Raw genomic sequence first — 25,005 nt, forward strand, 5'->3', positions numbered from 1 at the left:
TTTCACTCCTCCAGCAGCGCGTCGGCGGGTGCGGCCGCGCGCTGCGCGCGCGTCGCGAGGAAGTAGCCGTACCCGAGCGCGACGAACGCGACGAAGATCGACGCGACAAGCGCGTTGAAGTACACCATCGTGCCGAGGCACACGAGCGCCGCGACGAGCGCGAACGCCGGGAAGAACGGATACAGCGGCGCGCGGAACGGGCGCGCCATCCGCGGCTGCGCGCGGCGCAGCTTGAAGAGCGCCGCCATGCTCACGATGTACATCACGATAGCGCCGAACACGGACATCGTCACGATGTTCGCGGTGAGCGTCTGGCCGCCGAACTGGATCAGCTCGTCGCTGTAGATCGCGACGATGCCGACCACACCGCCCGCGAGGATCGCGCGATAAGGCGTCTTGAAGCGCGGATGCACCTTCGCGAGCCATTCGGGCAGGTAGCCTTCGCGGGCGAGCGCGAAGATCTGGCGCGAATAGCCGAGGATGATTCCGTGGAACGACGCGACGAGGCCGAACAGGCCGAGCCACACGAGCATGTGCATCCAGCCGCTGTTCGCGCCGACGATGTACTTCATCGCCTGCGGCAGCGGATCGTTGATGTTCGCGAGCTTGGTCCAGTCACCCGCGCCGCCCGCGAACACCATCACGCCGATCGCGAGAACGACGAGCGTCAGGATGCCGGCGACGTATGCGATCGGGATCGAGCGCTTCGGGTTCTTCGCTTCCTCGGCCGCCATCGCGACGCCCTCGATCGCGAGGAAGAACCAGATCGCGAACGGGATCGCCGCGAACATGCCGTGGAACGCGCCCGCGCTGAAGTGATCCGCGCCCGCCCAGCCGCCCTTCATGAAGTTGCTCCACGCGAAGCCCGGCGACACGACGCCCATGAACACGAGCAGCTCGAAGATCGCGAGCAGCGTGACGACGAGCTCGAACGTCGCGGCGATCTGCACGCCGACGATGTTCAGCGCCATGAACACGAGATACGCGCCCATCGCCGCGTGCTTCGGCTCGAGGCCGGGAAACTGCACGTGCAGGTACGCGCCGATCGCGAGCGCGATCGCGGGCGGCGCGAACACGAATTCGACAAGCGTCGCGACACCCGCGAGATAGCCGCCCGCGGGACCGAACGCGCGGCGCGCGTACGCGAACGGGCCGCCCGCGTGCGGGATCGACGTCGTGAGCTCGGTGAAGCTGAAGATGAAGGTCGTGTACATCGCCGCGACGAACAGCGCGGTGACGACGAAGCCGAGCGTGCCCGCGCTCGCCCAGCCGTAACTCCAGCCGAAGTACTCGCCCGAAATCACGAGACCGACCGCGATCCCCCACAGTTGCCACGTGCCGAGCGTCTGCTGAAGCGCCGGCCGCGCTGCGCCGCCGCCCGCGTCGGGGCGGCCATTCGACTCTGTCTGCATGAATCTCTCCTCGAAGGGGCGGAGCCCGGCGCCGAGATAGGCCCGCCCCGCCACTGAGAATCGATGCTAGTGAGTCATTAATCGACGTGTTATCGAAAATCGGCAAACGTCCGCGCTTTCATTTCGCATACGGAAATATTTTCGGCGGCTGGCGCGCGCGCGTGCGGTCCGTCCGCCTTTCGCCATTCATCCGCTTCGACTGCTTCGACTGCCTCGGGCGCGTGGCGCGACAGCGAACTTATGTCGCCCGGCACACAGATCGCCGTCGCGCGCGCCCCTACATTGTCCGTACGCAGCAAGCGTACCGCGCGCCGCCTTCGAGCGGCGCGCGGCTTACCCACGAAAGACCATTCCAATGACCGAGAGACCATGCGGGACTCCTATCTCGATACCGCTCGGGGTGCGGGCATCATCCTCGTCGTATACGGCCACGTGCTGCGCGGCCTGTTCGCGGCCGGCCTCGTGCCGGCCGGCTGGCCGAGCGCCCTGCTCGCCGCGGCCGACTATACGATCTACACGTTCCACATGCCGCTCTTCTTCCTGCTGTCGGGGCTGCATGTGCCGAAGTCGCTGCAGCGCGCGGGCGACGTCTTCCTGCTCGCGAAGCTGCGCACGATCGTCTATCCGTACTTCGTCTGGTCGCTGCTGCAAGGCGCGGTGCAGATCGCGCTGTCGTCACACGGCATGAATCACGCGTTCACGCCGCGCGATCTGCTCGCGATCGGCTGGCGGCCGTTCGGGCAGTTCTGGTTCCTGTACGCGCTTTTCACCTGCATGCTGATTGCATGGGGGACGTCGATCGTCGCGCCGCGCATGCGGGCGCGCGGCGGTGCGAACGGCGAGCGAACGCGCGCGCTGCGCGCCATGCCCGCCATGCCCGTCGCACTCGCCGCGCTCGCGATCGGCGGGCTCGCCATCGTCGCGTTCGTCGCCGGCTCCGTGACGCAGTGGGGCATCGTGTCGATGACGCTCGCGTACTTCCCGTTCTTCGCGCTCGGAATGCTGATCGGCAACCCGTTGCCCGCACTCGTCGAACGCGCGTCGAACGGGCTCGCGCTCGTCGCCATCGCGGTGACGTTCGCGGCATCGTCGGCATTCGCGCACCGCTTCGGCGAGCCGGACAGCATCTGGGCGCTGCCCGCCGCGCTATCGGGCAGCGCGCTCGTGCTGCTCGTCGCGTATCGCGCGACACGGCGCGGCGATACGGCGCAGCGTTCGCCAGCGCGTCGCCCGTCATGGCTCGAATACGTCGGCTTCGCGTCGATGCCGATCTATCTCGCGCACATTCTCGCGACAGCCGCGACGCGCATCGCGCTCGTCAGGCTCGGCATCGTCGAAGTCGGCGTGCAGCTCGCGCTCGGCACGCTCGCGGGCATCGTCGGCCCGATGCTGCTGTACGCGCTCGCGCTGCGCACGGGAGTCGCGCGGCTCGCCGGCTTCCCGCCGCTGCCGGCCGGCTGCGCGATGATGCCCGACAAAGGCCGGATCGGCAGCGCGGATGCGGCTTGAGCGCCGGAGCAGTCATCAGGAACGCTAACCGTTCCGCTCGCGCCGAGAATCCGGGACGAGATGCCGGAACGAGCCGTCGCCGTATGCGCGCTCGACCTTCGACACGACGACGTGATAGCCGTCGTACCAGCGGCGGAACTGGCGCTTCGCATCGAGATGCTTCGGATGCGCAGCGAACGCACGCAGCGTTTGCTCGTCGCGCCAGTAGTAGCTCGCGTTGAACATCAGGCCGTCGGCCGAGCGCCACGATTCCATGCCGACGAAACCGGGCAGGCTCGCCGCGACCGCGTCGATCGTCTCGGTCAATTGCCGGAATTCGTCGTCGATTTGACCGAGGCGGTAAATGAATGCGGCGATATACATCGTTCGGTATCCTGTCGATTGTGCGCACGCGCGTTGTCGAGGTGTGTGAGTCGCTCAGGAGAGCCGCGACCTCGTCGCGAGGCGCACCGCGAGCAGCACTAAGAGCGCGGCCAGGCCGGCCGACGCCGCGCGATGCCCGATGAAGCCCCGCACCGCATGGCCCGCCGCGCCGAGCAGCGCATGAAACGCGACGCTGATCGCGGCGAGCGCGCAACCAAGCGCCGCCAGTTGGCCGGTGACCGACGCGCCGTGACGATCGACGAATTGCGGCAGAAACACGATGAAGAACAGCAGCGCCTTCGGATTCGACAGGCTGTTCAGCATCGCGCGCACGCCAACCGACCATAGCGACCGCTCCTTCGAGGCGACCTTGCCGAGCAAGCCCGGACGGCGCACCGCGCGGTACGCCATCCACAACAGGTAGGCCGCGCCCGCATAGCGGATCAGATCGAACGAAGGCGGCCACGCGGCCACGGCAGCCGCGACACCCGCCGCCGTCAGCGCGGTGAGCACGAGATCGGCCGCGCCGATGCCGAGCGCCGCGGCAACGCCGCCGCGCAGCCCGTGCGCCGCGCCGTGCGCGATCACGAAGGCCATGTTCGGCCCCGGCGACATCAGCAGCACCAACACGGCCGCGGCGAAAAGCGACAAAGTGGATATCTGGATCATGTCGGCGAAGGTTTGCGTGAACGACACGTGCAGCGTAATCTGGTCGCCCGATACAAACAAAGAATTGTTCTAGATACAACGCGATGGCCGAATCACGCTACCAGACGATCGTCGACGACTTCGCCGCGCGCATCCGCGCAGGCACGCTCGCGCCCGGCGCGCAATTGCCGACGGTGCGCGCATTGACGAAGCAGCACGGCATCGCGCTCGCAACGGCGTCGCGCGTGTACGCCGAGCTCGCGGAAGCGGGCCTCGTCGTCGGCGAGACCGGACGCGGCACGTTCGTGCGCGACACGTCGCTGCCGCGCGGGCTCGGCCTCGAGCAGCAGCCGGCGAAGGCGGGTGCGATCGATCTGACATTCAACTATCCGTCGCTGCCGGGCCAGGTCGAGCTGCTGCGCGGCGGCCTGCGCAACCTCGCGGCGTCCGGCGATCTCGACGCGCTCCTGCATTCGGCGCCGCAGGGCGGCCGCCGGCACGAGCGGCAGACCGTCGCGCGGCACCTGCGCAATCGCGGCATCCGCGTGCCGGCCGAGCAGGTACTGATCGTCAACGGCGCGCAGCAGGGGCTCGCGGTCACGCTGATGGCGACGATGAAGCCGGGCGAACTGCTCGCGATCGACGCGCTGACCTATCCCGGCATGAAGGCGCTCGCGCACGCGCACCGGATCGCGCTCGCACCGCTGCCGCTGTCGGCCGCGCAGGATCTCGATCTCGACCGGCTCGATGCGCTTTGCAGGAAGCGGCCGGTGCGCGCGGTCTACACGATGCCGACGCTGCACAACCCGCTCGGCTCCGTGATGTCCGCGGCGAATCGCGCGCGTCTTGCCGAGCTCGCCGAGCGTCACGATCTGCTCGTCATCGAGGACGGCGCCTACGCGTTTCTCGCCGAGCCCGCGCCGAAGCCCGTGTTCACGCATGCGCCCGAGCGCACGGTCTACGTGTCGGGGCTGTCGAAGAGCGTCGCATCGGGCTTGCGGCTAGGCTTCGTCGCCGCGCCGGAACGGCTCGTGCCGGCGCTCGAGCGCGCGATTCGCGTGTCGACGTGGAATACGCCGTCGCTGACGGTCGCGCTTGCCTGCCAGTGGATCGACGGCGGAATCGTCGACACGCTCGAGGACCGCAAGCGCAAGGACGCGCGGCGGCGGCAGACGCTCGCGCGGCGGATCTTGCGTGACGGCGACGTCGTCTCGCATCCGTGCGCGTACTATCTTTGGCTCACGATGCCCGAAGAATTGCGCGCGGACCGCGTCGCGGGGCAGCTCGAACGCGACGGCGTGCTCGTGACGACGGCCGAGCCGTTCTCGACCGCGGCGAGTGCGCCGCATGCGCTGCGGATCGCGCTCGGCTCGATCGCGCTGGAGTCTCTCGAAGACGCGTTGCGCAAGGTGCGGCGCGCGGTGCTTGGCTGACGGCTCGCGCCGAGCACCGCGCGGACGCACTGTCACATGCGGTCACACGCGGCTCGGCGGCATCACTCCTGCTTGCCGCGCTGATTGAACCAGCGGTCGAGCAGCTTGCCCGCCGCCTCGCGGCCGCCGAGGCCGAACGACAGCGCGACCGCAACCGCGATCGCGCCGAGCACGAGGCCGAACGCGAGCTGCACGATCTCGTTCGCGATGCCCATCGCGCGCAAGCCCATCGCGAACACGAGGCCGAGGATCGCGAACTGCGCGATACGCGACAGCAGGCGGCTGTGCTCGTTGTCGGCCTGCTCGATTACGCGGCGCGCGAGGCCCGCGAGCCAGAAGCCGATCACGAGGATCACGCCGCCCATCAGCACGTGCCCGCCGAACTCGATGAACAGCGTGACGACATCGCGCACCTGCGTGAAGCCGAGCCGGTTCGCGGCTTCGACGGTCGCGAACAGCATCGCGAAGAACACGATCAGCCGGCCGGCGAGCACCGAAGGCTGCAGCATTCCGGTGAACACGCGTTCGACGCCGAGCATCGTGGGCAGGCCGTCGACGCCCGCGGCGACGAGCAGCTTCTGCACGAGCGCACCGACGAAGCGCGCGACGTAGAACGTGACGAGCACGATCACGACCGCCGCGACGATGTCGGGCACCGCGTTGAGGAACTGACCGAGCAGGTCGGTCGCGGGCCGCGAGATCGCCTCGATCTTCAGCGCGTCGAGCGCGGAGATCAGCGTCGGCACGAACACGAAGATGAAGACGACCGTGCCGACGAGATTCGAAATCTTCACGGGCGTCGGGCTCTCAACGCTTTGCGTGAGCCGGTCGGCGCCCGCCGCGACGAGCAGGTTCGTGACGAGCCCGCGCAGGATGCGCGCGACGAGCCAGCCGACGAAGCCGATCACGGCCGCGGCGAACACGTTCGGCACGATCGCGAGGATCTTGTCGATCATCCCCTGCACGGGCGACAGCAGGCCGTTCAGATCGAACGCGGCGAGAATCGCCGGAATGAACATCAGGATCACGAGCCAGAACAGCACGTCGCCGAGATACGAGCTCATCGGCCGCATCCCCGCCGTCTCCGACAGCTTGCTGTCGATCTTGCTCGCCTTCAGCGTCTTGTCGGCGAGGCTGCGCAGCAGCGACGCGATCAGCCATGCGACGAGCGTGAGCGCCGCGCCGCCGATGAGGTTCGGCAGATAGTTGATGATCTTCGTGACGAGCAGCGAGAACGGATTCGAGATCGCGTAGAGGTTCAGCACGTTGAAGATGCCGACCGCGGTCACGAGCAGGATGAGCCAGAACAGGCCACCCGCGATGATGCGCTCCACCTGCGCGCCCTGGCCCGTGCTTTCGGCGATGCGCGCATCGACCTTCAGCGCGCCCAGCAGGCGGCGCACGCCCGCCCGGACGATCACGGCGATCAGCCAGCCGATGACCAGAATGCCGAGCGCGCCGGCGATCTTGGGCAGATAAACGCCGAGCGTGCTCTGCATCGACGTCAGGAAACTGGATGAATCCATATGTTCTCTCCCGAAAAGCGTGATGTTGCGTTGGACCTCGACGAACAACCTGCGGACTCCGAAGAAAACCGGGCTCCGCAGCCGGCGACCTTACACGGGGAACGATGACGGCTTCAATCGTGCTTCACTGTACTCGAACTTTAATCTGAGGGATCGATCCTGCTAACAAAAATCGTGCGCCAGCATGGTGCGGCGACGGCCCGCGCATGCGCGCGGATCGATGCCATTCGTTGGCGTAATGAAGGGTTCGCGCGCGCGGAGGCGCGGTTCGCGTCGGCGAACCGCAAGCATGCAACGAATCGGCCGATTGATGAGGAATGGAAGAATGTGAACCGATGTCGTTCGCCGCTCGCATGCGATGCGCCGATATGTTGTGCGAGCGCAAACGACGCGGCCCTGAATCCGAATGCCGGCCCGGTACTTGCTGGGCGATTCGCCGCGCCGATGCGCGGCGCATGGCCGCGCGTCTCCCTGTGCTGCTGCGGCGCGGCCGCGGTCCTGCGCGAGTGCCCGGCCGGCGCGCGGCCGGGCGTCGCAGGTCATCCGCGCTGCGACGAGACGGCCGCCCCGCACTGCGGGCAGAAGCGCGCCGACGCATCGAGCGGCGCGCGGCATGCGCCGCATGCAGGCGGCGTCTGCGATGCGCCGCATTGCGCGCAGAACTTCGCATCCGCGCCGTTGATCGCGCCGCACTTCGCGCACGCGGCGCTCTGCGCGGGCGCGCTCGCTTCGCCGCGCAGCGGCGCGCCGTCACGCGCGCGATCCCAACCGCCGCCGCGCGGCGCATCCTGACGGCCCCAGCCCTGGCTACCGTAGCCGCCGTGGCCATGACCGCCATGACCGCCGCGATCGTCGTAGCCGCGGTCATGGCCGTGCCCGCCGCCCGCCCCGCCGTCATGACGGCCGCGCCGGCCGCCGCCTCCGTGATGCCGCCCGCCGACGATCCACCTGAGCCAATCCATCGCCGCCTCCGTTCATTGACCGCGGCGCAGCAGCCGCAAGCCATTGCCGACGACGATGAGGCTCGCGCCCGCGTCGGCGAACACCGCCATCCACATCGTGCCCATCCCCGCGACGGTGAGGCCGACGAACACCGCCTTCACGGCGAGCGCGAACGTGATGTTCTGCACGAGCACGCGATGCGTCGCGCGCGACAGCCGCACGAACGCCGGGATCTTCCGCAGATCGTCGTCCATCAGCGCGACGTCAGCCGTCTCGATCGCGGTGTCGGTACCCATCGCGCCCATCGCAAAACCGATGTCGGCGCGCGCGAGCGCCGGCGCGTCGTTGATCCCGTCGCCGACCATGCCCACCGCGCGGCCGCCCGCCGCAAGCTCTTCGACGGCGGCGAGCTTGTCCTGCGGCAACTGGTTGCCGCGTGCGTCGTCGATGCCGACCTGCTGCGCGATCGCTTGCGCGGTGTGCGGGTTGTCGCCCGTCAGCATCGCGGTCTTGATGCCGAGCGCGTGCAGCTCCGCGAGCGCCGCGCGGCTCGTGTCCTTCACCGTGTCGGCGACCGCGAAGAGACCGAGCACGCGCGTGCCGTCGATCAGCATCACGACCGTCTTGCCCTGCCGCTCCAGCTCGTCGAGGCGCGCTTCGAGCGCCGGCGTGCAGCACTCGAGCTCCTCGACGAGGCGATGATTGCCGAGCCAGTACGGCGTGCCGCCGATCGTGCCGCGCACGCCGCGGCCGGGAATCGCCTCGAAGTAGGCGACGTCGAGGAATGACGCGTTCTTCGCGCGGCCGGCGCCGTCCAGGCCGCCCAGGCCGGCTTCGGCCGCGTTCGCCACCGCGACCGCCTGCGAAACCGGGTGGTCCGAGCGCGCGGCGAGGCTCGCGGCGAGCCGTCGCACGCGCGCGGCGTCGACATCGGCCGCGCGCCCCTCGAAATCGGTCTGCACCGGCTTGCCGCGCGTGATCGTGCCCGTCTTGTCGAGCGCGAGCCACGCGAGCCGGCGCCCCTGCTCGAGGTACACGCCGCCCTTCACAAGAATCCCGCGCCGCGCGGCCGCCGCGAGCCCCGACACGATCGTGACGGGCGTCGAGATCACGAGCGCGCACGGGCACGCGATCACGAGCAGCACGAGCGCGCGGTAGATCCAGTCGCGCCACGCGCCGTCGAGCACGAGCGGCGGCGCGATCGCGACAATGAGCGCGATCGCGAACACGATCGGCGTGTAGACGCGCGCGAAGGTGTCGACGAAACGCTGCGTCGGCGCCTTCGCGCCCTGCGCCTCCTCGACCGCGTGGATGATCCGCGCGAGCGTCGTGTTGCTCGCAACCGCCGTCACCCGATATTCGAACGAGCCGGCCTCGTTGATCGTGCCCGCGTACACCGCGTCGCCTACGGCCTTCTCGACGGGCAGGCTCTCGCCCGTGATCGGCGCCTGGTTGACGCTCGAGCGGCCGGCGACGATCTCGCCGTCGAGACCGATCCGCTCGCCGGGCTTCACGCGCACGACCGCACCGAGCGCGACCTGCGCCGCGTCGACCGGCCGCCACGTGCCGTCGGGCTGCTTGACCGTCGCGGTGTCGGGCGCAAGGCGCATCAGGCTCTGGATCGCGTTGCGCGCGCGATCGAGCGAACGCGCCTCGATCAGCTCGGCGACGGTGAAGAGCACCATCACCATCGCGGCCTCGGGCCACTGGCCGAGCGCCATCGCGCCCGTCACCGCGATGCTCATCAGCGCATTGATGTTCAGGTTGCCGTTGGTGAGCGCGATCCAGCCCTTGCGGTACGTGCCGAGGCCGCAGGTCGCGACCGCGGCGAGCGCGAGCGCGCCGGCGAGCCACACCGGCAGTTGCAGCCACGTGGCCGCCTCCGACGCGGCCGCCGCGACGCCCGCGACCGCGAGCGGCCACCACGGGCGCGGCGCATCGGCCGGCGCGGATGCAGCGGGCCGGCCCGACGCGCCGGCATCCGCCTGCTCGGGCGTCATGCCGAGCGAGCGAATCGCGCGGGCGATGCCCGCCTCCGCGCCCGGCGCGTGCTCGACCGTCAGCATCCGCTGCATCAGATTGAATTCGAGCGCCGTGACTTCGGACATTCCGCCGAGCTTCTTGCGGATCAGCGTCTCCTCGGTCGGGCAGTCCATCTGCATGATCCGGAACGCCGAGCGCGCGCGGCCGTCGGCGGCCTTTCGCGCGCCGGGCAGCGGCGCGAACGCGACCGGCGCGGGTGCGCAGCACGCCGCGCCGGCGTGGTCGTGGTCGTGACCGTGTTCGTGCGGATGGTCGCCGTTCGCGTGCGAACCGGGAACCTGTCCGTGGCCGCGCGAATCGCCATCGCATAATTGACCGGCGTGACGTGCCTGCGTTTCGGCGTCGCCATGCGGATGATCGTGCGAGCAGCAGCCGTCGGCGCGCGCCGAAACGCGCGCATCGTTCAAATGCGCGCTGTCGCGATCGGATTCGGGCGTTCGCGGCCGGCTTTCGGCCCGGGTGGCCTCGGTCATGGCAACCTCCTGAGTGATTGACGGTGTACAGTTAACACCTTGAAGTCACTACAAGGTCAACTCTTTTGTAAGGAGATTCGAATGAAAATCGGCGAACTGGCGAAAGCGGCGCGGTGCACGCCCGAGACGATTCGTTTCTACGAAAAAGAGGGGCTGATGCCCGACGCGGAACGGACCGATTCCAACTACCGCAACTACACCGACGCGCACGTCGAGCGGCTGCGCTTCATCCGGAACTGCCGCGCGCTCGACATGACGCACGACGAGATCCGCGCACTGCTGCGCTTCACCGACGATCCGGCGGATCGCTGCGATTCGGTCAACGCGCTGCTCGACGAGCACATTGGTCACGTCAACACGCGGCTAGCCGAACTGCAGCACTTGCGCACACAGTTGATCGAATTGCGCGAGCGGTGCCAGGGCGAGCACGCGGTCGAGGATTGCGGGATCGTACATGGCCTCGCGTCGATGGAAACGCCGGACATGCCGGGCAAGCGCACGCACGTCGGCTGACGCGCCGCCGCGGGATGCCCTGCCGGCAGGCGTTGCACGACTTTCGCCCTTTTATATCTAGTTATATAATAACTAGAAATTAATTAACTATTCATGCAATGGCTCGCGCGATGGCTCCACCCGCCTCTCGATACTCTCCGCTCGCGCTCGTCGTGCTCGCGATGCTCACCGAAGCGCCGATGCACACGTACCGAATCCAGCAGCTCGTGAAGCTGCGCGGCAAGGACGAGGTGGTCAACGTCAAGCAGCGCAACAGCCTCTACCAGACGATCGAGCGTCTGCAGCGCGATGCGCTGATCGCCGTGCGCGAGACCGAGCGCGACGGCGCGTTTCCGGAGCGCACGGTCTACGAGATCACCGATGCCGGCCGCGACACGGCGCGCATGTGGCTGCGCGAGCAGCTCGCTCAGCCGGCGCGCGAATATCCGTCGTTTCCGGCCGCGCTGTCGGTGCTGCCGCTGCTGTCCGCGGACGATGCCCGCCGCCAGCTCGAAGCGCGCGCCGCCGCGCTCGAAGCCGAGCTGGCCCGCCTCGACGAAGCACAGGACGCCGCGCTCGCGATGCAAATTCCGCGGCTCTTCCTGCTCGACGGCGAGCTGACGCGGGTGACGCTGGAAGCCGAGCTCGACTGGGTGCGCAGCATCGTCGAACATCTGAAGGTGGGCGCGCTCACGTGGAGCGAGGCTTGGCTGCGCGAGGTCGCCGCGCGGTTCGCGCAGGCGGATTCGTCGGATTCAGACTGAACGGGCCGGCGGCTCCTCCGATCTGCGGCAACATCCGTGCGAACGACATGCCGGTGCGTACTGCCCGCCCCCGAATCGCGCCGCGAGCGCGCCACAACAACGACAACAACTACAACACCTTCCCTGGATTCAAAATCCCGAGCGGATCGAGCGCCGCCTTCATCGTCCGCATCACGCCGATCTCGGCGGCGCTGCGCGAATACCCGAGAAACGGCCGCTTGAGCACGCCGATCCCGTGCTCGGCCGATATCGATCCGCCCCGCTCGCGCACGATCTCGTAGACGGCACGCTCGACGCGATCCGCGCCATGCACGGGCAAATCGGCAAGGGACACGCCGACGTGCACGTTGCCGTCGCCGACATGCCCGAAGCACAGGCACACCGCATGCGGCCAGTGCGCGCGAAGCGCGGCATCGCAGCGCATGGCGAACGCGCCCAGTTCGGCGACGGGCAGGCTCACGTCGAAATTGAGCAGATGCGGCAACGTGTCGATCGCGAGCCCTTCGCGCAGCGTCCACATGTCGCGCGCCTGCCGCTCCGACGCGGCAAGCGCCGCATCGGTCACGAGGCCGGCGTCGGAGCACGCGCCGAGGCATTGCTCGAGCGCATCGCGCGCGTCCGCCTGCGGACCGTTCGCCATGCATTCGATCAGCACCACGAAATCGCCGTCCGCATCGAACGGCGCCGTCACGCCCGGCGTGTTCGCGGCGACGTAACGATAGAACGCGGGCCACATCGCCTCGAAGCTGACGACGCCCGGCAGCGCTGCGCGTACGTCGCGCCAGAGCCGCACGAGCGCGTCGTAGTCGGGCACGCGGCAGAGCGCCGTCGCGGACTGCGCGAGCGGCGGATGCAGCCGCAGCACCGCACGCGTGACGACGCCGAGCGTCCCCTCGCTGCCGATGAAGAGCTGCTTCACGTCATAGCCGGCGTTGTTCTTCAGCATCCGGTTCAGCGACGTGACGATCGTTCCGTCGGCGAGCACGGCCTCGATGCCGAGCGTCTGCTCGCGCATCATCCCGAAGCGGATCGCGCGCGTGCCGCCCGCGTTGGTCGCGAGCATCCCGCCGATCTGGCACGAGCCGCGCGCGCCGAAATCGACGCCGAACGAGAAGCCGGCCGCTTCCGCCGCGTCGTGCACCGCCTGCAGCGTCGTACCCGCGCGCACGGTGATCGTGCCGGCCGCCGCGTCGAGGTCCTCGATTCCCGCGAAGCGCTCCATCGACAGCACCACCTCGCCGCCGAGCGCGACGCCGCCGCGTGCGAGCCCCGTCAATCCGCCTTGCGGCACGACGGGCTGCCGCAGCCGCGTGCAGAGCGCGAGCGCGCGCGATACGTCGTCGACGGAACGCGGCCGCACGAGCGCGAGCGGACGCACGCCGGGCGCTTCGTTGTATGCGGTGAAGTAGCGCGGCTCGATCGCGGCGGAGCGCGTGACGAGCGCGTCGCCGAGCGCCGCGACGAGTGCCGATTCGATCGCGTGCGCGGCCACATCGGATGTATCCGCGGTGCCGGATGCATCCGCAACACCGTCAACTCCGAATGCATCGCCGCACGCGACGGTTCCCGCCACGCCCGCCGCATCGCGCGTCGTCCGCTCGCTCATCGCGCCGCCTCCGTCATTTCGTCGAGATGTCGATATCGCCGAAATACTTGCGGCCGAACGCCTTCACGGTGCCGTCCGCCTTCAGCTTGTCGATCGCGGCATTCAGGCGCGCCTTCAATGCATCGTCGCCCTTGCGCAGCCCGAATGCGATCCCGCTTCCGAGGATCTTGTCGTCGCGCACCGGTTGCCCGACGAACGCGAAGCCCTTCGCGTCCGGCCGCGACAGGAAACCGCGCTGGCCCGCGGGCGCAAGCACGAGCGTGCCGTCGAGGCGGCCCGCCATGAGGTCCGCATACACCTGATTCTGGTCCTGATACGCGACGACCTGCACACCCGCGCCCGCCCAGTGCGCATTCGCATACGTCTCCTGAATCGAGCCCTGCAGCACGCCGATCCGCCGGCCCCTCAACGATTCCGGCGTCGGCGCGAGGCCGCTGTCCGCGCGCGCGATCAGTTGCGTCGGCACGCGATAGATCACCGTCGTGAAGTCGATCGCCTGGCGGCGCTGGTCGGTCGCGTTCATCGCCGAATTGATCGCGTCGAACTTGCGGCCCTGCAGCGCCGGGATCAGCCCGTCGAACGACGTCTCGACCCATTTGCACGCGAGCTTCGCCTCCTTGCAGACGGCGTTGCCGACGTCGATGTCGAAGCCTTGCAGCTCGCCGTTCGCCGCCTTCGATTCGAACGGCGGATATTGCGCCTCGAGACCGAAGCGCAGCGTCGGCGCAGCGTCGGCGCGCGCCGCGCCGGAACCCGCGGCGGCGCCCAATGCGCATGCGAGCGCGAACCAGAATTGCAGTCGTTTCATCGATGATTCTCCTTGAGGTCGGGTCTTGTCCGGTCGCCGGCGCAGCGCGCGCGTCGGAGCGTCAGAGGCTGCGCAGACGGCGCGCGCCTTCGATCAGCGTCGCGTCGTCCTTCGAAAAGCTGAGACGGATGCAGCCGGTGTTCGCGCCGTCCGCGTAGAACGCGGACAGCGGGATCGTCGCGACGCGCGCGTCGCGAATCGCGCGCAGCACGAAGTCCGCATCCGCTTCGTCGGAAAAGTGCCGAAAGCGCGCGAGCATGAAAAACGAGCCCTCGCTCGGCAGCAGCTCGAAACGCGAGTCGGCGAGCTCGCGCGCGAGCAAGTCGCGCTTGCGCTCGTAGAACGCGCCGAGCTCGAGATAGCTCGACGGTTCGGCGAGCGCTTCGGCGAACGCATGCTGCATCGGCGTGTCGGCCGCGAACGTCATGAACTGATGGACCTTGCGCAGCTCACGCGTGAGCCCGGCTGGCGCGAGGCAGTAGCCAACGCGCCAGCCCGTCGCGTGATACGACTTGCCGAACGACGACACGATCACGCTGCGCTCGGCGAGCGCGCGATGGCGCGCCATGCTGTGATGGCGCGCGCCGTCGAATACGACGTGCTCGTACACCTCGTCGGACAGCACCACGATGTCGGTGCCCGCGGTGAGCTGCGCGAGGCGCGCGATGTCGGCGTCGCCGAGGATCGTCGCGGTCGGGTTGTGCGGCGTGTTGACGATCAGCATCCGCGTGCGCGGCGTGATCTTCGCGGCCACCTCGTCCCAGTTCACGCGAAAGCCGTCGGACGACAGCTTGATCGCCACAGGCGTCGCGCCCTGCAGCCGGACGATCGGTGCGTAGCTGTCGAACGACGGCTCGAAGTAGATCACCTCGTCGCCCGGGTGGACGAGCGCGCTGATCGTTGCGTAGAGCCCCTCGCTCGCGCTCGCGACGACGGTGATTTCGGAGTCCGGATCGTAGCGCCCGCCGTACAGGCGCTCGGTCTTGACGGCGAGCGCCTCGCGCAGCGCGGCGACGCCCGCCATCGGCGCGTACTGGTTGTGCCCGTCGCGCATCGCGCGGGCGACGCGCTCGACGAGCGCCGGATCGGGCGCGAAGTTCGGCGCGCCCTGCGACAGATTCAACGCCTGGTGCTCGGCGGCGTGCATGCCGATGACCGTGAAGATCGTCGTGCCAACGTCGGGCAGCTTCGAACGGGGCGCGGCGGCGCTCTGCATGAATCCTCCTTGGCTCGTGGACGGGCGCGCCGGTCAACGCCGGCGCGCGGGGCAACGATGCGGATTTGGCCCGAGCCAATATCCGGCGGCAATCGAAAGTTCGTCATGGCATGCATGAGAAAAATTCATGGCTCATGACGGCGGCGCGCCTGGAGGGAATTGAGGACGATGCGGATACAGGAGTCGATCGGGCGTTCAGCCGCTGGATGGTCTACAGCGCCGCCGCACGACGCGCCCGGCGGCCCGGCGACTTGGCGGCTCTGCGTTGGCAAGACGGCTGCCGGCGATCACCGGCGCGCCTCGCGCCACAATTGGCATCCCGGCATCCCGGCATCGACAGCAAAAACGTCAAAAACGCCCGATTCACCCGCCCCTCGCCGAGGCCATGAGATACGCATCCACCGCCCGATGCAGCTCGCCGCGCAACTGCGCGACATCGACCTTCGCGCCCTGCGTCAGCAGCGATTGCGACACCCACCCGTAGCACAGCGCATGCGCGACGCGCGCCGTCACGTCGAGCCGCGCATCGGCCGGCGCATCGCTCGCGCCGGCGAGCGCATCGCGCCATAGTGCGACGTAATCGTCGTAATGCCGGCGATACGCGTCGATCGGCGAAACCTTGCGCTCGATCGTGAACATCGCCGCCCACACGCGCGCGTCCTGCTCGACCGCGTCGACCTGCGCGTCGACGAGCGCGGCCGCGACAGCCCGGCAGCCCGCGCCTCGCCGCGCATCGACGACCGCGCGCATGCGCGCCGCGAGCGCCTTCACGTAATGGTGGATCGCGAGCGCGGCGAGACTCTCCTTGTCGCCGAAATACTCGTAGAACGTGCCGACGCTCACGCCCGCGACCGCGGCGATCTCGCGGATCGTCGCCTTCGCGTAGCCGCGCTCGAGCAAAACCCGAACAAAGGCCTGCTGCAGCGCCTCCGAGCTCGCGCGCGCGCGACGCTGCCGCGGGCGGCGGCGCAAGGCCGGCTGCGGCTGCGCGATCGACTTGTCGGGAGACGCCGAAACCTGAACATGTCGCGAAGTCATCTTTGCTAACCTGATCGAGCCGAACAACGACAAGGAGACGCCCATCATGGCCTGGTCGACGCACGAGGTGAGCAACCAGTTCGACGAATTGACCGACTATAACCTCTTCGCCACCGACCCGGCGCTGGGCGAAGCGCTCGACCGCGCGGGCGCGGCGTGGGCCGCGCCTCGGCTCGACGCGTTCGGCGCACGGCTCGGCGCGCGCGACACCGCGCAGCAGGCCGAGGACGCGAACCGCCACGTGCCCGAGCTGAACGCGTTCGACCGCCGCGGCCGCCGGATCGACCGCGTCGATTTCCATCCGAGCTGGCACGCGCTCCTCGGCCTCTATCGCGAACAGGGCCTGATCTCGCTTGCGTTTCGCGAATCGCGCGCGGGCCGCTGGGCGGCGAACGCAGCGGGCTTCTACCTGCACGGCCAGATCGAGGCGGGCACGCTGTGCCCGGCGACGATGACGCAGGCGAGCATTCCCGTCCTGCAAAAGGAGCCCGCGCTGTGGGCGCAGTTGAAAGACAAGCTCTACAGCGACATCCACGATCCGCGCGACGCGCCGATCGACGCAAAGCAGTCGATCATGATCGGCATGGGCATGACCGAAAAGCAGGGCGGCTCGGACGTGCGCGCGAACACGACGCTCGCCGTGCCCGTCGGCGCGGGCGGCCGCGGCGGCGAGCATCTGCTGCACGGCCACAAGTGGTTCTTCTCCGCGCCGATGTGCGACGCGCATCTCGTCGTCGCGCGCACCGAAGCGGGCGGCCCGTCGTGCTTCTACGTGCCGCGCTGGCGGCCCGACGGCACGAAGAACGCGGTGCGGGTCCAGCGGCTGAAGAACAAGGTCGGCAACCGCAGCAACTCGAGCAGCGAAGTCGAACTCGACGACGCGTGGGGCGTGATGCTCGGCGAAGAAGGCCGCGGCATTCCGACGATCATCGAGATGGCGACCTACACGCGCCTGAACTGCGTGCTCGGCAGCGCGGCGATCCTGCGCCAGGGGCTCGTGCAGGCGATCGCGTACGCGCGGCAGCGTCACGCGTTCGGCCGCGCGCTCGCCGAGCAGCCGCTGATGCGCGGGGTGCTCGCCGATCTCGCGCTCGAAAGCGAAGCGGCGCTCGCGCTCGCGATGCGGCTCGCGCAGGCGTTCGAGCGCGGCGAGCCGGCGTGGATGCGCATCGTCACGCCGGCCGCGAAATTCTGGGTCTGCAAGCGCGCGGTCGAGGCAGCGGGCGAAGTGATGGAAGTGTTCGGCGGCAACGGCTATGTCGACGACGGCCCGATCGCGCGGCTGTTTCGCGAAGCGCCCGTCAATTCGATCTGGGAAGGCTCGGGCAATGTGATGTGCCTCGACGTGATGCGCGCGATCTCGCGCGAGCCGGACGCGGCGCACGCGCTCGTCGACGAACTGCACGCGCTCGGCGGCCACGACGCGCGGATTCGCGCGGAGCTCGACGCGTTGCGCGCGCTGCTCGGCACGCCGCCCGACGCGCTCGAAGCGCTCGGCCGCGTGCTCGCGCAGCGCATCGCACTCGTCGCGCAGGCGTGTCTGCTGATCGACGCGGCGCCCGCCGCCGTCAGCGGCGGCTTCATCGCGACGCGCTTCGGCGAGCCGGCGTGGGGCCGCGTGACGGGTGCGCTCGATGCGCGGCGCGTCGACGTCGCCGCGCTGTTGCACCGCGCGTACGCCGCGTGACCGCACGCCGCCCGCCGAGCCGCCTCGACCCGAACGATCGCCCGCAGCACGAACGGAGCACGACGCCATGAACCTGATTGCCGCACTCGAGCGCGCCGCGCGCGCGACGCCCGACAAGCCGTTCCTGCGCGACGACGGCGCGACGATCACCTATCGGCAGATGCAGCAGCGCTCGCGGCGCGCGGCCGACGTGCTCGCGTCGTTCGGCATCGCGCCGGGCGAGCGAGTCGCCGCGATGTGCCTGAACACGCCCGCGTTCTTCGATCTGCTGCTCGGCGCATGGCGCATCGGCGCGGTCGTCGTGCCGGTCAATCACAAGCTGCAGGCGCCGGAGGTCGATCACATCCTGCGGCACAGCGCAAGCCGCGCGGTGCTGTTCGACGCGGCGCTCGCGCCCGTGCTCGCGAAAGTCGAGCACGGCGCGCGCCGCCTCGTGACCGAAGGCGAAGCAAACGGCGCCGCGCCATTCGACCGCCTCGTCGCCGACGCGGCCGGCCTCGCGTCGGGCGCGCCCGCCGACGCGGCGCTCGCCGAAATCCTCTACACGTCGGGCACGACGGGACGCCCGAAGGGCTGCATGCACAGCCACCACACGGTCGCGCTCGCCGCCGCGACGAGCGCGCTCGCGCTATCGATGACGGAGCGCGAACGCACGCTGATGGCGATGCCGGTCTGGCACGCGTCGCCGCTCAACAACTGGTTCGGCGGCACGCTGTACGTGGGCGGCACCGTCGTGCTGATGCGCGAATATCATCCGCTGCGCTTTTTGCAGACGGTCGAGGCCGAGCAGGCGACGCTGTACTTCGGCGCGCCGGTGTCGTACACGCTGCCGCTCGAGACGATCGCCGATTTCGCGTCGTTCGACCTGACGAGCGTGCGCGCGTGGCTGTACGGCGGCGGGCCGATCGGCGCGGCGCTCGCGCGCCGGCTGATGCATGCGTACCGCAGCGAGGCGTTCTATCAGGTGTACGGCATGACCGAGACGGGGCCCGCCGGCACCGTGCTGTACCCGTTCGAACAGACCATGAAGGCCGGCTCGATCGGCCGTCAGGGCACACCCGGCGTCGACGTGCGGGTCGTCACCGCATCGGGGGACGACGCGCGGCCGAACGAAATCGGCGAGATCCTGTTGCGCGCCGACAGCGTGATGCTCGGCTATCTCGACGACCCCGGCGCGACGCGCGCCGCGTTCGACGACGACGGCTGGTACCGCAGCGGCGACGTCGCGCGCGTTGACGCCGACGGTTATCTGTTCGTCGTCGACCGGATCAAGGACATGATCGTGACGGGCGGCGAGAACGTCTATTCGAAGGAAGTCGAGGACGTGCTGACCGCGCATCCGGCCGTCTCCGAGGCCGCCGTGATCGGCCGCGCGCATCCGCAATGGGGCGAGACCGTGGTCGCGCACGTCGTGCTGCGCGCGCCCGGCGGCGCGAGCGGCGCAGGCGGCGCTGAAGCCGCGGTCGATGCCGACGCGCTGCGCGCGTTCTGCGAGACGCGCCTCGCCGCGTACAAGATCCCGCGCGAATACGTGTTCGCCGAGCGCCTGCCGCGCACGCCGACGGGCAAGCTTCAGAAGTACCTGCTGCGCGCGGGCGGCGGCGCATGACGCGGCGGCCGCCGCGCATTGCCTGCTTGGGCCCGCGTCCGCCGAACCGCGAAAACCGCGAAATCGCCCCAAAAAACAAAACCCTGGCTCCGCCAGCGCGGCCCCGGGGTTCGTCGATATCGACATCGAAGCGCGCCGCGAACGCCGCTACGCGACGCCCGCGTCACGCCGCGCGGCGCTTACTTGCCGCCGATGCTCTTCAGGGGCTTCCACTCGCCCTTCTCGACCTTGTACATCGTGATGCCGCCGTTCTTCAGGTCGCCCTTCGCGTCATACGCGATGTGCGTCGACGTGACGCCCGCCATGTCGGTCTTCGCGAGCAGCGGCAGGTACTTCGCCGGATCGGTCGAGTTCGCCTTCTTCATCGCGTTGAACATCGCCATCGCGCCGTCATACGCGTACGGCGAGTACGTCTGCACGTCTTCGCCGAAGCGCTTCTTGTACTTGTCCGCGTACGTCTTGCCGCCGGGCATTTCGGCAAGCGGCAGGCCGGCGAGCGAAGCGATCGAGCCTTCGGCCGCGTCGCCCGCGATCTTCAGGAAAGTCGGCGTGTGCACCATCTCGCCGCCCATCAGCGGCGCCGTCACGCCGAGCGACTTCATCTGCTTGGCCATCGGCGCGGCCTGCGAATCCGCGCCGCCGTAGTAGACGAGATCCGGCTTCGACGCCTTCAGCTTCGTCAGGATCGCCTTGAAGTCGACGGCTTTGTCGTTCGTGAATTCACGATCGACGATCGTCGCGCCCGACGCCTTCGCCGCCTTCTCGAACTGGTCGGCGAGACCCTGGCCGTACGCGGTGCGGTCGTCAACGATCGCGATCTTCTTCATGCCGAGATCCTTCACCGCGAACGTGCCCGCGACCGAGCCTTGCTGCGTGTCGGACGTCATCATCCGGAAGGTGGTCTTGTAGCCCTGCGTCGTGTACTCGGGCGCCGTCGCCATCGCGATCTGCGGGATGCCCGCGTTCGCGTAGATGCGCGAGGCGGGAATCGTCGTGCCCGAGTTGAAGTGACCGAGCATGCCCTTGATGCCGTCGTCGACGAGCTTCTGCGCGACCGTCGTGCCGGTGCGCGGGTCGGCCTGGTCGTCCTGCGTGTCGAGCACGAACTTCACCGGCTTGCCGCCGATCGTCGGCTTCGTCGCGTTGATGTCCTCGATCGCGAGCACGATCCCGTTCTGCATATCCTTGCCGTAGTGCGCCTGCGCGCCCGTCATCGGCGCCGCGAAGCCGATCTTGACATCATCCGCGTGCGCCGTCCCCGCGAGCGACATGACCGCGACAAACGTCGCGCCTGCCAGCTTTTTCATCGTGTGTTGCATATCTTCTCCTAGTACCAGGGTAAATGGAGCGACTTCGGGTTCGCCTTGCCGCTTCCGTTTCTTGAGGCGAAGGGCAAGGATTGCTCAGCCAATCGTCATCAAATTCGCATTGCCGCCTGCCGCCGCGGTGTTCACGCTCACCGAGCGCTCGGTGAGGAGCCGCTCAAGCGCGTAGTCCTCGTCGCCGCCGTTCTCGAACGCGCCCGCCGCGACGCCCTGCACCGACACGATCGGTCCTGGGCGCTGCGCGACTTCCTTCACGAGCGCGAGCAGCTCGTCGCTGTCGCCTTCGAACAGCACCGCGTCGAACGCCGCGTCCGCCTGCTTCCTCACGCCCGCCTGCGCCTTCAGCGATGCCGGCAGCGCCGCGGCGAGCGCCTCGCCCGCCGCGCCCGCGAAGAGCGCGCGGTTGCCCGTGGCGAGCACCGCCGCGAACTGCGCGCGCGCGCCGCTCGCCGTCGCCGCGATGCACAGCACCGTGCCGCGCGCGCCGAGCGTATACGTATTGCGCTCGCCCGTCGGCCCCGAGAGCACGGCGGTTGCGCCCGCGAGCACGTGCGACAGGTAGCCGTCGCAGCGCGCGGCAAGCGCCGGCTCGCGCTGCTCGATCAGCCAGTCGCGCAGCGCGGTCAACGCGGCGGACGGATTATCGCGCGTCTCGCCTTCCTGCGGCGTGTCGGCGACGAGCGACGCCTCGAGCGAGCGCGGCAGCCCGGCCGGGCGCGTCGCGAGCAGGCGCGGCAGATAGAGCGCGCCGCCCGCCTTCGGCCCCGTGCCCGACAGCCCTTCGCCGCCGAACGGCTGCACGCCGACCACCGCGCCGATCACGTTGCGGTTCACGTAGATGTTGCCGACGTGCGCGTGCGAGATCACGTGCGCGATCGTCTCGTCGATCCGCGTGTGGATGCCGAGCGTCAAGCCGTAGCCCGTCGCGCGGATCTGCTCGAGCAGCTTGTCGAGGCCGCTGCGGCGATAGCGCACGACGTGCAGCACCGGGCCGAACACTTCGCGCTTGAGCTCGTCGACGTTGCCGATCTCGATGATCGTCGGCGGCACGAACGTGCCTTGCGCGCACGCGTCCGGCATCGCGAGCTGCGTGACCGCGTGCCCCTTGTCCTTCATCGCCGCGATGTGCGCGTCGATCGTGCGCTTCGCGTCGGCGTCGATCACCGGGCCGACGTCCGCCGACAGCCGGTCCGGATTGCCGAGCGCGAGCTCGCGCATCGCGCCCTTGAGCATCGTCAGCGTGCGGTCCGCGACGTCGTCCTGCAGACAGAGAACGCGCAGCGCCGAACAGCGTTGACCGGCCGAGTCGAACGACGACTGCAGCACGTCGGCGACGACCTGCTCGGCGAGCGCCGACGAATCGACGATCATCGCGTTCTGGCCGCCCGTCTCGGCGATCAGCGGGATCGGCTTGCCGTCCGGATCGAGGCGCGACGACAGCGTCTTGTTGATGAGGCGCGCGACTTCGGTCGAGCCGGTGAACATCACCGCGCGCGTGCGGGAGTCCGCCACGAGCGCCGCGCCGACCGTCTCGCCGTTGCCCGGCAGCAGTTGCACCGCGCCCGCCGGCACGCCGGCGTCGCGCAGCAGGCGCACCGCCTGCGCGGCGATGAGGGGCGTCTGCTCGGCCGGCTTCGCGAGCACCGTGTTGCCCGCCGCGAGCGCGGCCGCCACCTGGCCCATGAAGATCGCGAGCGGGAAGTTCCACGGGCTGATGCAGACGACGGGGCCGAGCGGGCGATGCGTGTCGTTCGAGAACTCGTCGCGGATCTGCGCCGAGTAGTAGCGCAGGAAATCGACCGCCTCGCGGATCTCGGCGATCGCGTTCGGCAGCGACTTGCCCGCCTCGCGCACGATCAGGCCCATCAGCGTGTGCATCTGCGCTTCGAGAAGATCCGCCGCGCGCGCGAGGCAATCGGCGCGCGCGTCGACGGGCGTCGCCTGCCAGATCGGCGCGGCCGCGACCGCGTGCGCGAGCGCCGCGCCCACCTCTTCGGGCGTCGCCTCGCTGACCGTGCCGACGATGTCGCGCAGATCGGCCGGATTGCGCACGTCGCGCGGCGCGGCGTGCTCGAGCGCGTCGTCGGCGAGCATCGGCGCGGCGCGCCACGGATGATGCGCGCTCGCGAGCAGCGCCGACGACAGCGACGCGAGCCGGTGCTCGTTCGACAGATCGAGGCCCATCGAATTGACGCGCGACGCGCCGTACAGCTCGCGCGGCAGCGGAATCTTCTCGTGCGGCGCGCCGAGCGGCACGACCTTCGCGGCTTCGTCGAGCGGATCGGCGACCAGCTCCTTCACCGACACGGTCTTGTCGGCAATGCGGTTCACGAACGACGTGTTCGCGCCGTTTTCCAGCAGGCGGCGCACGAGGTACGCGAGCAGCGTCTCGTGCGTGCCGACGGGCGCATACACGCGGCACGGGCGGTTCAGCTTGTCGCGGCCGGTGACTTCCTCGTACAGCGGCTCGCCCATCCCGTGCAGGCACTGGAATTCGTACTGGCCGGGGTAGTAGTTCTGGCCCGCGAGGTGATAGATCGCGGCGAGCGTGTAAGCATTGTGCGTCGCGAACTGCGGATAGACGGCGTCGGGCGCGGCGAGCAGCTTCTTCGCGCACGCGAGGTACGACACGTCCGTGTAGATCTTGCGCGTGTAGACCGGATAGCCTTCGAGGCCGTCCACTTGCGCGCGCTTGATCTCGGTATCCCAGTACGCGCCCTTCACGAGGCGGATCATCAGGCGATGGCGGCTGCGGCGCGCGAGGTCGACGAGGTAGTCGATCACGAACGGGCAGCGCTTCTGGTACGCCTGCACGACGAAGCCGATGCCGTTCCAGCCGGCGAGCTCCGGATCGAAGCACAGCGCCTCGAGCAGATCGAGCGACGGCTCGAGCCGGTCCGCCTCCTCGGCATCGATGTTCAGGCCGATGTCGTAGCGGCGCGCGAGCAGCGCGAGCGAGCGCACGCGCGGCAGCAGCTCGACCATCGTGCGTTCCTGCTGCGAGCGCGAGTAGCGCGCGTGCAGCGCCGACAGCTTGATCGAGATGCCCGGGCCTTCGTAGATGCCGCGGCCGCCCGCCGCCTTGCCGATCGCGTGGATCGCCTGCTCGTACGACGCGTAGTAGCGCAGCGCGTCCTCTTCGGTCGTCGCCGCCTCGCCGAGCATGTCGTACGAGTAGCGGAAGCCGCGCGCCTCGTACTTGCGGCTGTTCGCGAGCGCTTCGGAGATCGTCTCGCCCGTGACGAACTGCTCGCCCATCAGGCGCATCGCCATGTCGACGCCCTTCCTGATGAGCGGCTCGCCGCCCTTGCCGATCAGCCGCGTGAGCGCCGACGACAGGCCCGCTTCGCTGTTCGTCGTGACGAGCTTGCCCGTGATCATCAGGCCCCAGGTGGCCGCGTTGACGAACAGCGACGGCGCGTGGCCGACGTGCGAGCGCCAGTCGCCCTTGCTGATCTTGTCGCGGATCAGCGCGTCGCGGGTCGCGCGGTCGGGAATCCGCAGCAGCGCCTCGGCGAGGCACATCAGCGCGACGCCTTCCTGGCTCGACAGCGAGAATTCGTGGATCAGCCCCTCGACGCCGCCGCCCGAGCTCTTCTCGCGCAGCGCCTCGACGAGGCCCGCCGCCATCGACTGGACGTCCGGCGCCAGGCTCGCGGGCAGCCGCGCCTCGCCGATCAGGAACGGCACGCACTCGGGCTCCGGGCGGCGGTACGCGGCCGTGATCGCCGCGCGCAGCACCGATTGCGGCTGCACGTTCTGCGCGAATTCGAGGAACGGGTGCGGCGCGCCGTCTTCGTCGCCGTCGGCGTGGCTGTCGGACAGGTCGGCGGCGCCCGTGTGGCCAGACAGCTCCGGCGGAAGCTGACCGTGCTCGATCCGCTCGAGATACGCGAAGATCGCCTGCTTGATCAGCCAGTGAGGAGTGCGCTCGAGCCGCGACGCCGCGTCCTTCAGACGCGAGCGGAGCAGATCGTCGACTTTGACGCCCAGTGTGGTGCTTGCCATGATTTTCTTCTAGCGCCGGCCCGATGCCGGCCAAGGACTTTAAAAGATCGCAAAATCGTAAGGCACCCAATAAAAAGGTGCAACCAAATCGCATACCTGGTTG

The 25,005-nt window shown here is 69.0% G+C and carries 18 protein-coding genes; 6 read left to right on the forward strand and 12 right to left on the reverse strand.

Annotated elements, in window-relative coordinates:
• Positions 1–2 precede the first annotated feature (2 nt).
• The gene (eat, locus tag WT16_RS16725; protein ID WP_063533724.1) at positions 3–1,412 is read right to left on the reverse strand and encodes an ethanolamine permease; all 1,410 of its coding nucleotides are present in this window, start codon (positions 1,410–1,412) and stop codon (positions 3–5) included.
• Between the two features lie 369 nt (positions 1,413–1,781).
• On the opposite strand from eat, the gene WT16_RS16730 reads away from it, so the two are divergent.
• Positions 1,782–2,921 carry an acyltransferase gene (locus WT16_RS16730; RefSeq protein WP_063533725.1) on the forward strand — a complete coding sequence of 380 codons (1,140 nt, stop codon included), beginning with the start codon at positions 1,782–1,784 and terminating at the stop codon, positions 2,919–2,921.
• A 24-nt stretch (positions 2,922–2,945) separates the two neighbouring features.
• Here WT16_RS16730 and WT16_RS16735 read toward each other — a convergent pair whose 3' ends face one another.
• Together WT16_RS16735 and WT16_RS16740 are read right to left on the reverse strand one after the other, a co-directional pair.
• Entirely contained in the window at positions 2,946–3,284 is a 339-nt protein-coding gene (locus tag WT16_RS16735) for a DUF4188 domain-containing protein (RefSeq protein ID WP_015600358.1), read from the reverse strand.
• 54 nt (positions 3,285–3,338) lie between these two features.
• A complete protein-coding gene (locus WT16_RS16740; protein ID WP_063533874.1) occupies positions 3,339–3,953 on the reverse strand; it encodes a LysE family translocator in 615 nt (204 codons plus the stop codon).
• 83 nt (positions 3,954–4,036) lie between these two features.
• Here WT16_RS16740 and WT16_RS16745 point away from each other — a divergent pair, with 83 nt between their 5' ends.
• Positions 4,037–5,365 carry a PLP-dependent aminotransferase family protein gene (locus WT16_RS16745; protein WP_015602306.1) on the forward strand — a complete coding sequence of 443 codons (1,329 nt, stop codon included), beginning with the start codon at positions 4,037–4,039 and terminating at the stop codon, positions 5,363–5,365.
• A 62-nt stretch (positions 5,366–5,427) separates the two neighbouring features.
• Here the strand turns inward: WT16_RS16745 and WT16_RS16750 are convergent, their stop codons facing one another.
• The 3 genes from WT16_RS16750 to WT16_RS16760 all read right to left on the reverse strand — a co-directional run bounded on the left by WT16_RS16750 (position 5,428) and on the right by WT16_RS16760 (position 10,349).
• Positions 5,428–6,891 (reverse strand): mechanosensitive ion channel, encoded by a 1,464-nt coding sequence (locus WT16_RS16750; protein ID WP_015602281.1) that lies wholly within the window; start codon positions 6,889–6,891, stop codon positions 5,428–5,430.
• A gap of 539 nt (positions 6,892–7,430) precedes the next feature.
• The gene (locus WT16_RS16755) at positions 7,431–7,853 is read right to left on the reverse strand and encodes a zinc ribbon domain-containing protein (RefSeq protein ID WP_063533726.1); all 423 of its coding nucleotides are present in this window, start codon (positions 7,851–7,853) and stop codon (positions 7,431–7,433) included.
• A 12-nt stretch (positions 7,854–7,865) separates the two neighbouring features.
• Entirely contained in the window at positions 7,866–10,349 is a 2,484-nt protein-coding gene (locus WT16_RS16760; protein WP_063533727.1) for a heavy metal translocating P-type ATPase, read from the reverse strand.
• An 81-nt stretch (positions 10,350–10,430) separates the two neighbouring features.
• Here WT16_RS16760 and cadR point away from each other — a divergent pair, with 81 nt between their 5' ends.
• Together cadR and WT16_RS16770 are read left to right on the forward strand one after the other, a co-directional pair.
• Positions 10,431–10,862, forward strand: coding sequence for a Cd(II)/Pb(II)-responsive transcriptional regulator (cadR, locus tag WT16_RS16765; RefSeq protein WP_006023912.1), 432 nt, complete (start codon positions 10,431–10,433; stop codon positions 10,860–10,862).
• Positions 10,863–10,972: 110 nt separating this feature from the next.
• Positions 10,973–11,605, forward strand: coding sequence for a PadR family transcriptional regulator (locus WT16_RS16770; RefSeq protein ID WP_063533728.1), 633 nt, complete (start codon positions 10,973–10,975; stop codon positions 11,603–11,605).
• Between the two features lie 109 nt (positions 11,606–11,714).
• Here the strand turns inward: WT16_RS16770 and WT16_RS16775 are convergent, their stop codons facing one another.
• From WT16_RS16775 to WT16_RS16790, 4 genes are all read right to left on the reverse strand, one after another.
• Positions 11,715–13,211 carry an FAD-binding oxidoreductase gene (locus tag WT16_RS16775; RefSeq protein ID WP_156521451.1) on the reverse strand — a complete coding sequence of 499 codons (1,497 nt, stop codon included), beginning with the start codon at positions 13,209–13,211 and terminating at the stop codon, positions 11,715–11,717.
• A 13-nt stretch (positions 13,212–13,224) separates the two neighbouring features.
• Positions 13,225–14,019, reverse strand: coding sequence for an ABC transporter substrate-binding protein (locus WT16_RS16780; protein WP_015600471.1), 795 nt, complete (start codon positions 14,017–14,019; stop codon positions 13,225–13,227).
• Between the two features lie 61 nt (positions 14,020–14,080).
• Positions 14,081–15,235, reverse strand: coding sequence for a pyridoxal phosphate-dependent aminotransferase (locus WT16_RS16785; RefSeq protein ID WP_059933161.1), 1,155 nt, complete (start codon positions 15,233–15,235; stop codon positions 14,081–14,083).
• 363 nt (positions 15,236–15,598) lie between these two features.
• Positions 15,599–16,273, reverse strand: coding sequence for a TetR/AcrR family transcriptional regulator (locus WT16_RS16790; RefSeq protein WP_059933159.1), 675 nt, complete (start codon positions 16,271–16,273; stop codon positions 15,599–15,601).
• Between the two features lie 46 nt (positions 16,274–16,319).
• Here WT16_RS16790 and WT16_RS16795 point away from each other — a divergent pair, with 46 nt between their 5' ends.
• Together WT16_RS16795 and WT16_RS16800 are read left to right on the forward strand one after the other, a co-directional pair.
• Positions 16,320–17,960, forward strand: a complete 1,641-nt coding sequence (locus WT16_RS16795) for an acyl-CoA dehydrogenase family protein (RefSeq protein WP_063533729.1) — start codon at positions 16,320–16,322, stop codon at positions 17,958–17,960.
• Positions 17,961–18,027: 67 nt separating this feature from the next.
• A complete protein-coding gene (locus WT16_RS16800) occupies positions 18,028–19,569 on the forward strand; it encodes an AMP-binding protein (protein WP_063533730.1) in 1,542 nt (513 codons plus the stop codon).
• Positions 19,570–19,748: 179 nt separating this feature from the next.
• On the opposite strand, the gene WT16_RS16805 is transcribed toward WT16_RS16800, so the two are convergent.
• A complete protein-coding gene (locus WT16_RS16805; protein ID WP_009914010.1) occupies positions 19,749–20,888 on the reverse strand; it encodes a branched-chain amino acid ABC transporter substrate-binding protein in 1,140 nt (379 codons plus the stop codon).
• An 84-nt stretch (positions 20,889–20,972) separates the two neighbouring features.
• Entirely contained in the window at positions 20,973–24,902 is a 3,930-nt protein-coding gene (gene putA / locus WT16_RS16810) for a trifunctional transcriptional regulator/proline dehydrogenase/L-glutamate gamma-semialdehyde dehydrogenase (RefSeq protein WP_063533731.1), read from the reverse strand.
• Positions 24,903–25,005: the final 103 nt, after the last annotated feature.

The organism is Burkholderia sp. MSMB1589WGS, assembly GCF_001636105.1.
GTDB lineage: Bacteria > Pseudomonadota > Gammaproteobacteria > Burkholderiales > Burkholderiaceae > Burkholderia > Burkholderia humptydooensis.

Coding starts and splice junctions, on each gene's coding strand:
- eat (WP_063533724.1), bottom strand. CDS start 1,412: ATGCAGACAGAGTCGAATGGCCGCCCCGACGCGGGCGGCGGCGCAGCG.
- WT16_RS16730 (WP_063533725.1), top strand. CDS start 1,782: ATGCGGGACTCCTATCTCGATACCGCTCGGGGTGCGGGCATCATCCTC.
- WT16_RS16735 (WP_015600358.1), bottom strand. CDS start 3,284: ATGTATATCGCCGCATTCATTTACCGCCTCGGTCAAATCGACGACGAA.
- WT16_RS16740 (WP_063533874.1), bottom strand. CDS start 3,953: ATGATCCAGATATCCACTTTGTCGCTTTTCGCCGCGGCCGTGTTGGTG.
- WT16_RS16745 (WP_015602306.1), top strand. CDS start 4,037: ATGGCCGAATCACGCTACCAGACGATCGTCGACGACTTCGCCGCGCGC.
- WT16_RS16750 (WP_015602281.1), bottom strand. CDS start 6,891: ATGGATTCATCCAGTTTCCTGACGTCGATGCAGAGCACGCTCGGCGTT.
- WT16_RS16755 (WP_063533726.1), bottom strand. CDS start 7,853: ATGGATTGGCTCAGGTGGATCGTCGGCGGGCGGCATCACGGAGGCGGC.
- WT16_RS16760 (WP_063533727.1), bottom strand. CDS start 10,349: ATGACCGAGGCCACCCGGGCCGAAAGCCGGCCGCGAACGCCCGAATCC.
- cadR (WP_006023912.1), top strand. CDS start 10,431: ATGAAAATCGGCGAACTGGCGAAAGCGGCGCGGTGCACGCCCGAGACG.
- WT16_RS16770 (WP_063533728.1), top strand. CDS start 10,973: ATGGCTCCACCCGCCTCTCGATACTCTCCGCTCGCGCTCGTCGTGCTC.
- WT16_RS16775 (WP_156521451.1), bottom strand. CDS start 13,211: ATGAGCGAGCGGACGACGCGCGATGCGGCGGGCGTGGCGGGAACCGTC.
- WT16_RS16780 (WP_015600471.1), bottom strand. CDS start 14,019: ATGAAACGACTGCAATTCTGGTTCGCGCTCGCATGCGCATTGGGCGCC.
- WT16_RS16785 (WP_059933161.1), bottom strand. CDS start 15,235: ATGCAGAGCGCCGCCGCGCCCCGTTCGAAGCTGCCCGACGTTGGCACG.
- WT16_RS16790 (WP_059933159.1), bottom strand. CDS start 16,273: ATGACTTCGCGACATGTTCAGGTTTCGGCGTCTCCCGACAAGTCGATC.
- WT16_RS16795 (WP_063533729.1), top strand. CDS start 16,320: ATGGCCTGGTCGACGCACGAGGTGAGCAACCAGTTCGACGAATTGACC.
- WT16_RS16800 (WP_063533730.1), top strand. CDS start 18,028: ATGAACCTGATTGCCGCACTCGAGCGCGCCGCGCGCGCGACGCCCGAC.
- WT16_RS16805 (WP_009914010.1), bottom strand. CDS start 20,888: ATGCAACACACGATGAAAAAGCTGGCAGGCGCGACGTTTGTCGCGGTC.
- putA (WP_063533731.1), bottom strand. CDS start 24,902: ATGGCAAGCACCACACTGGGCGTCAAAGTCGACGATCTGCTCCGCTCG.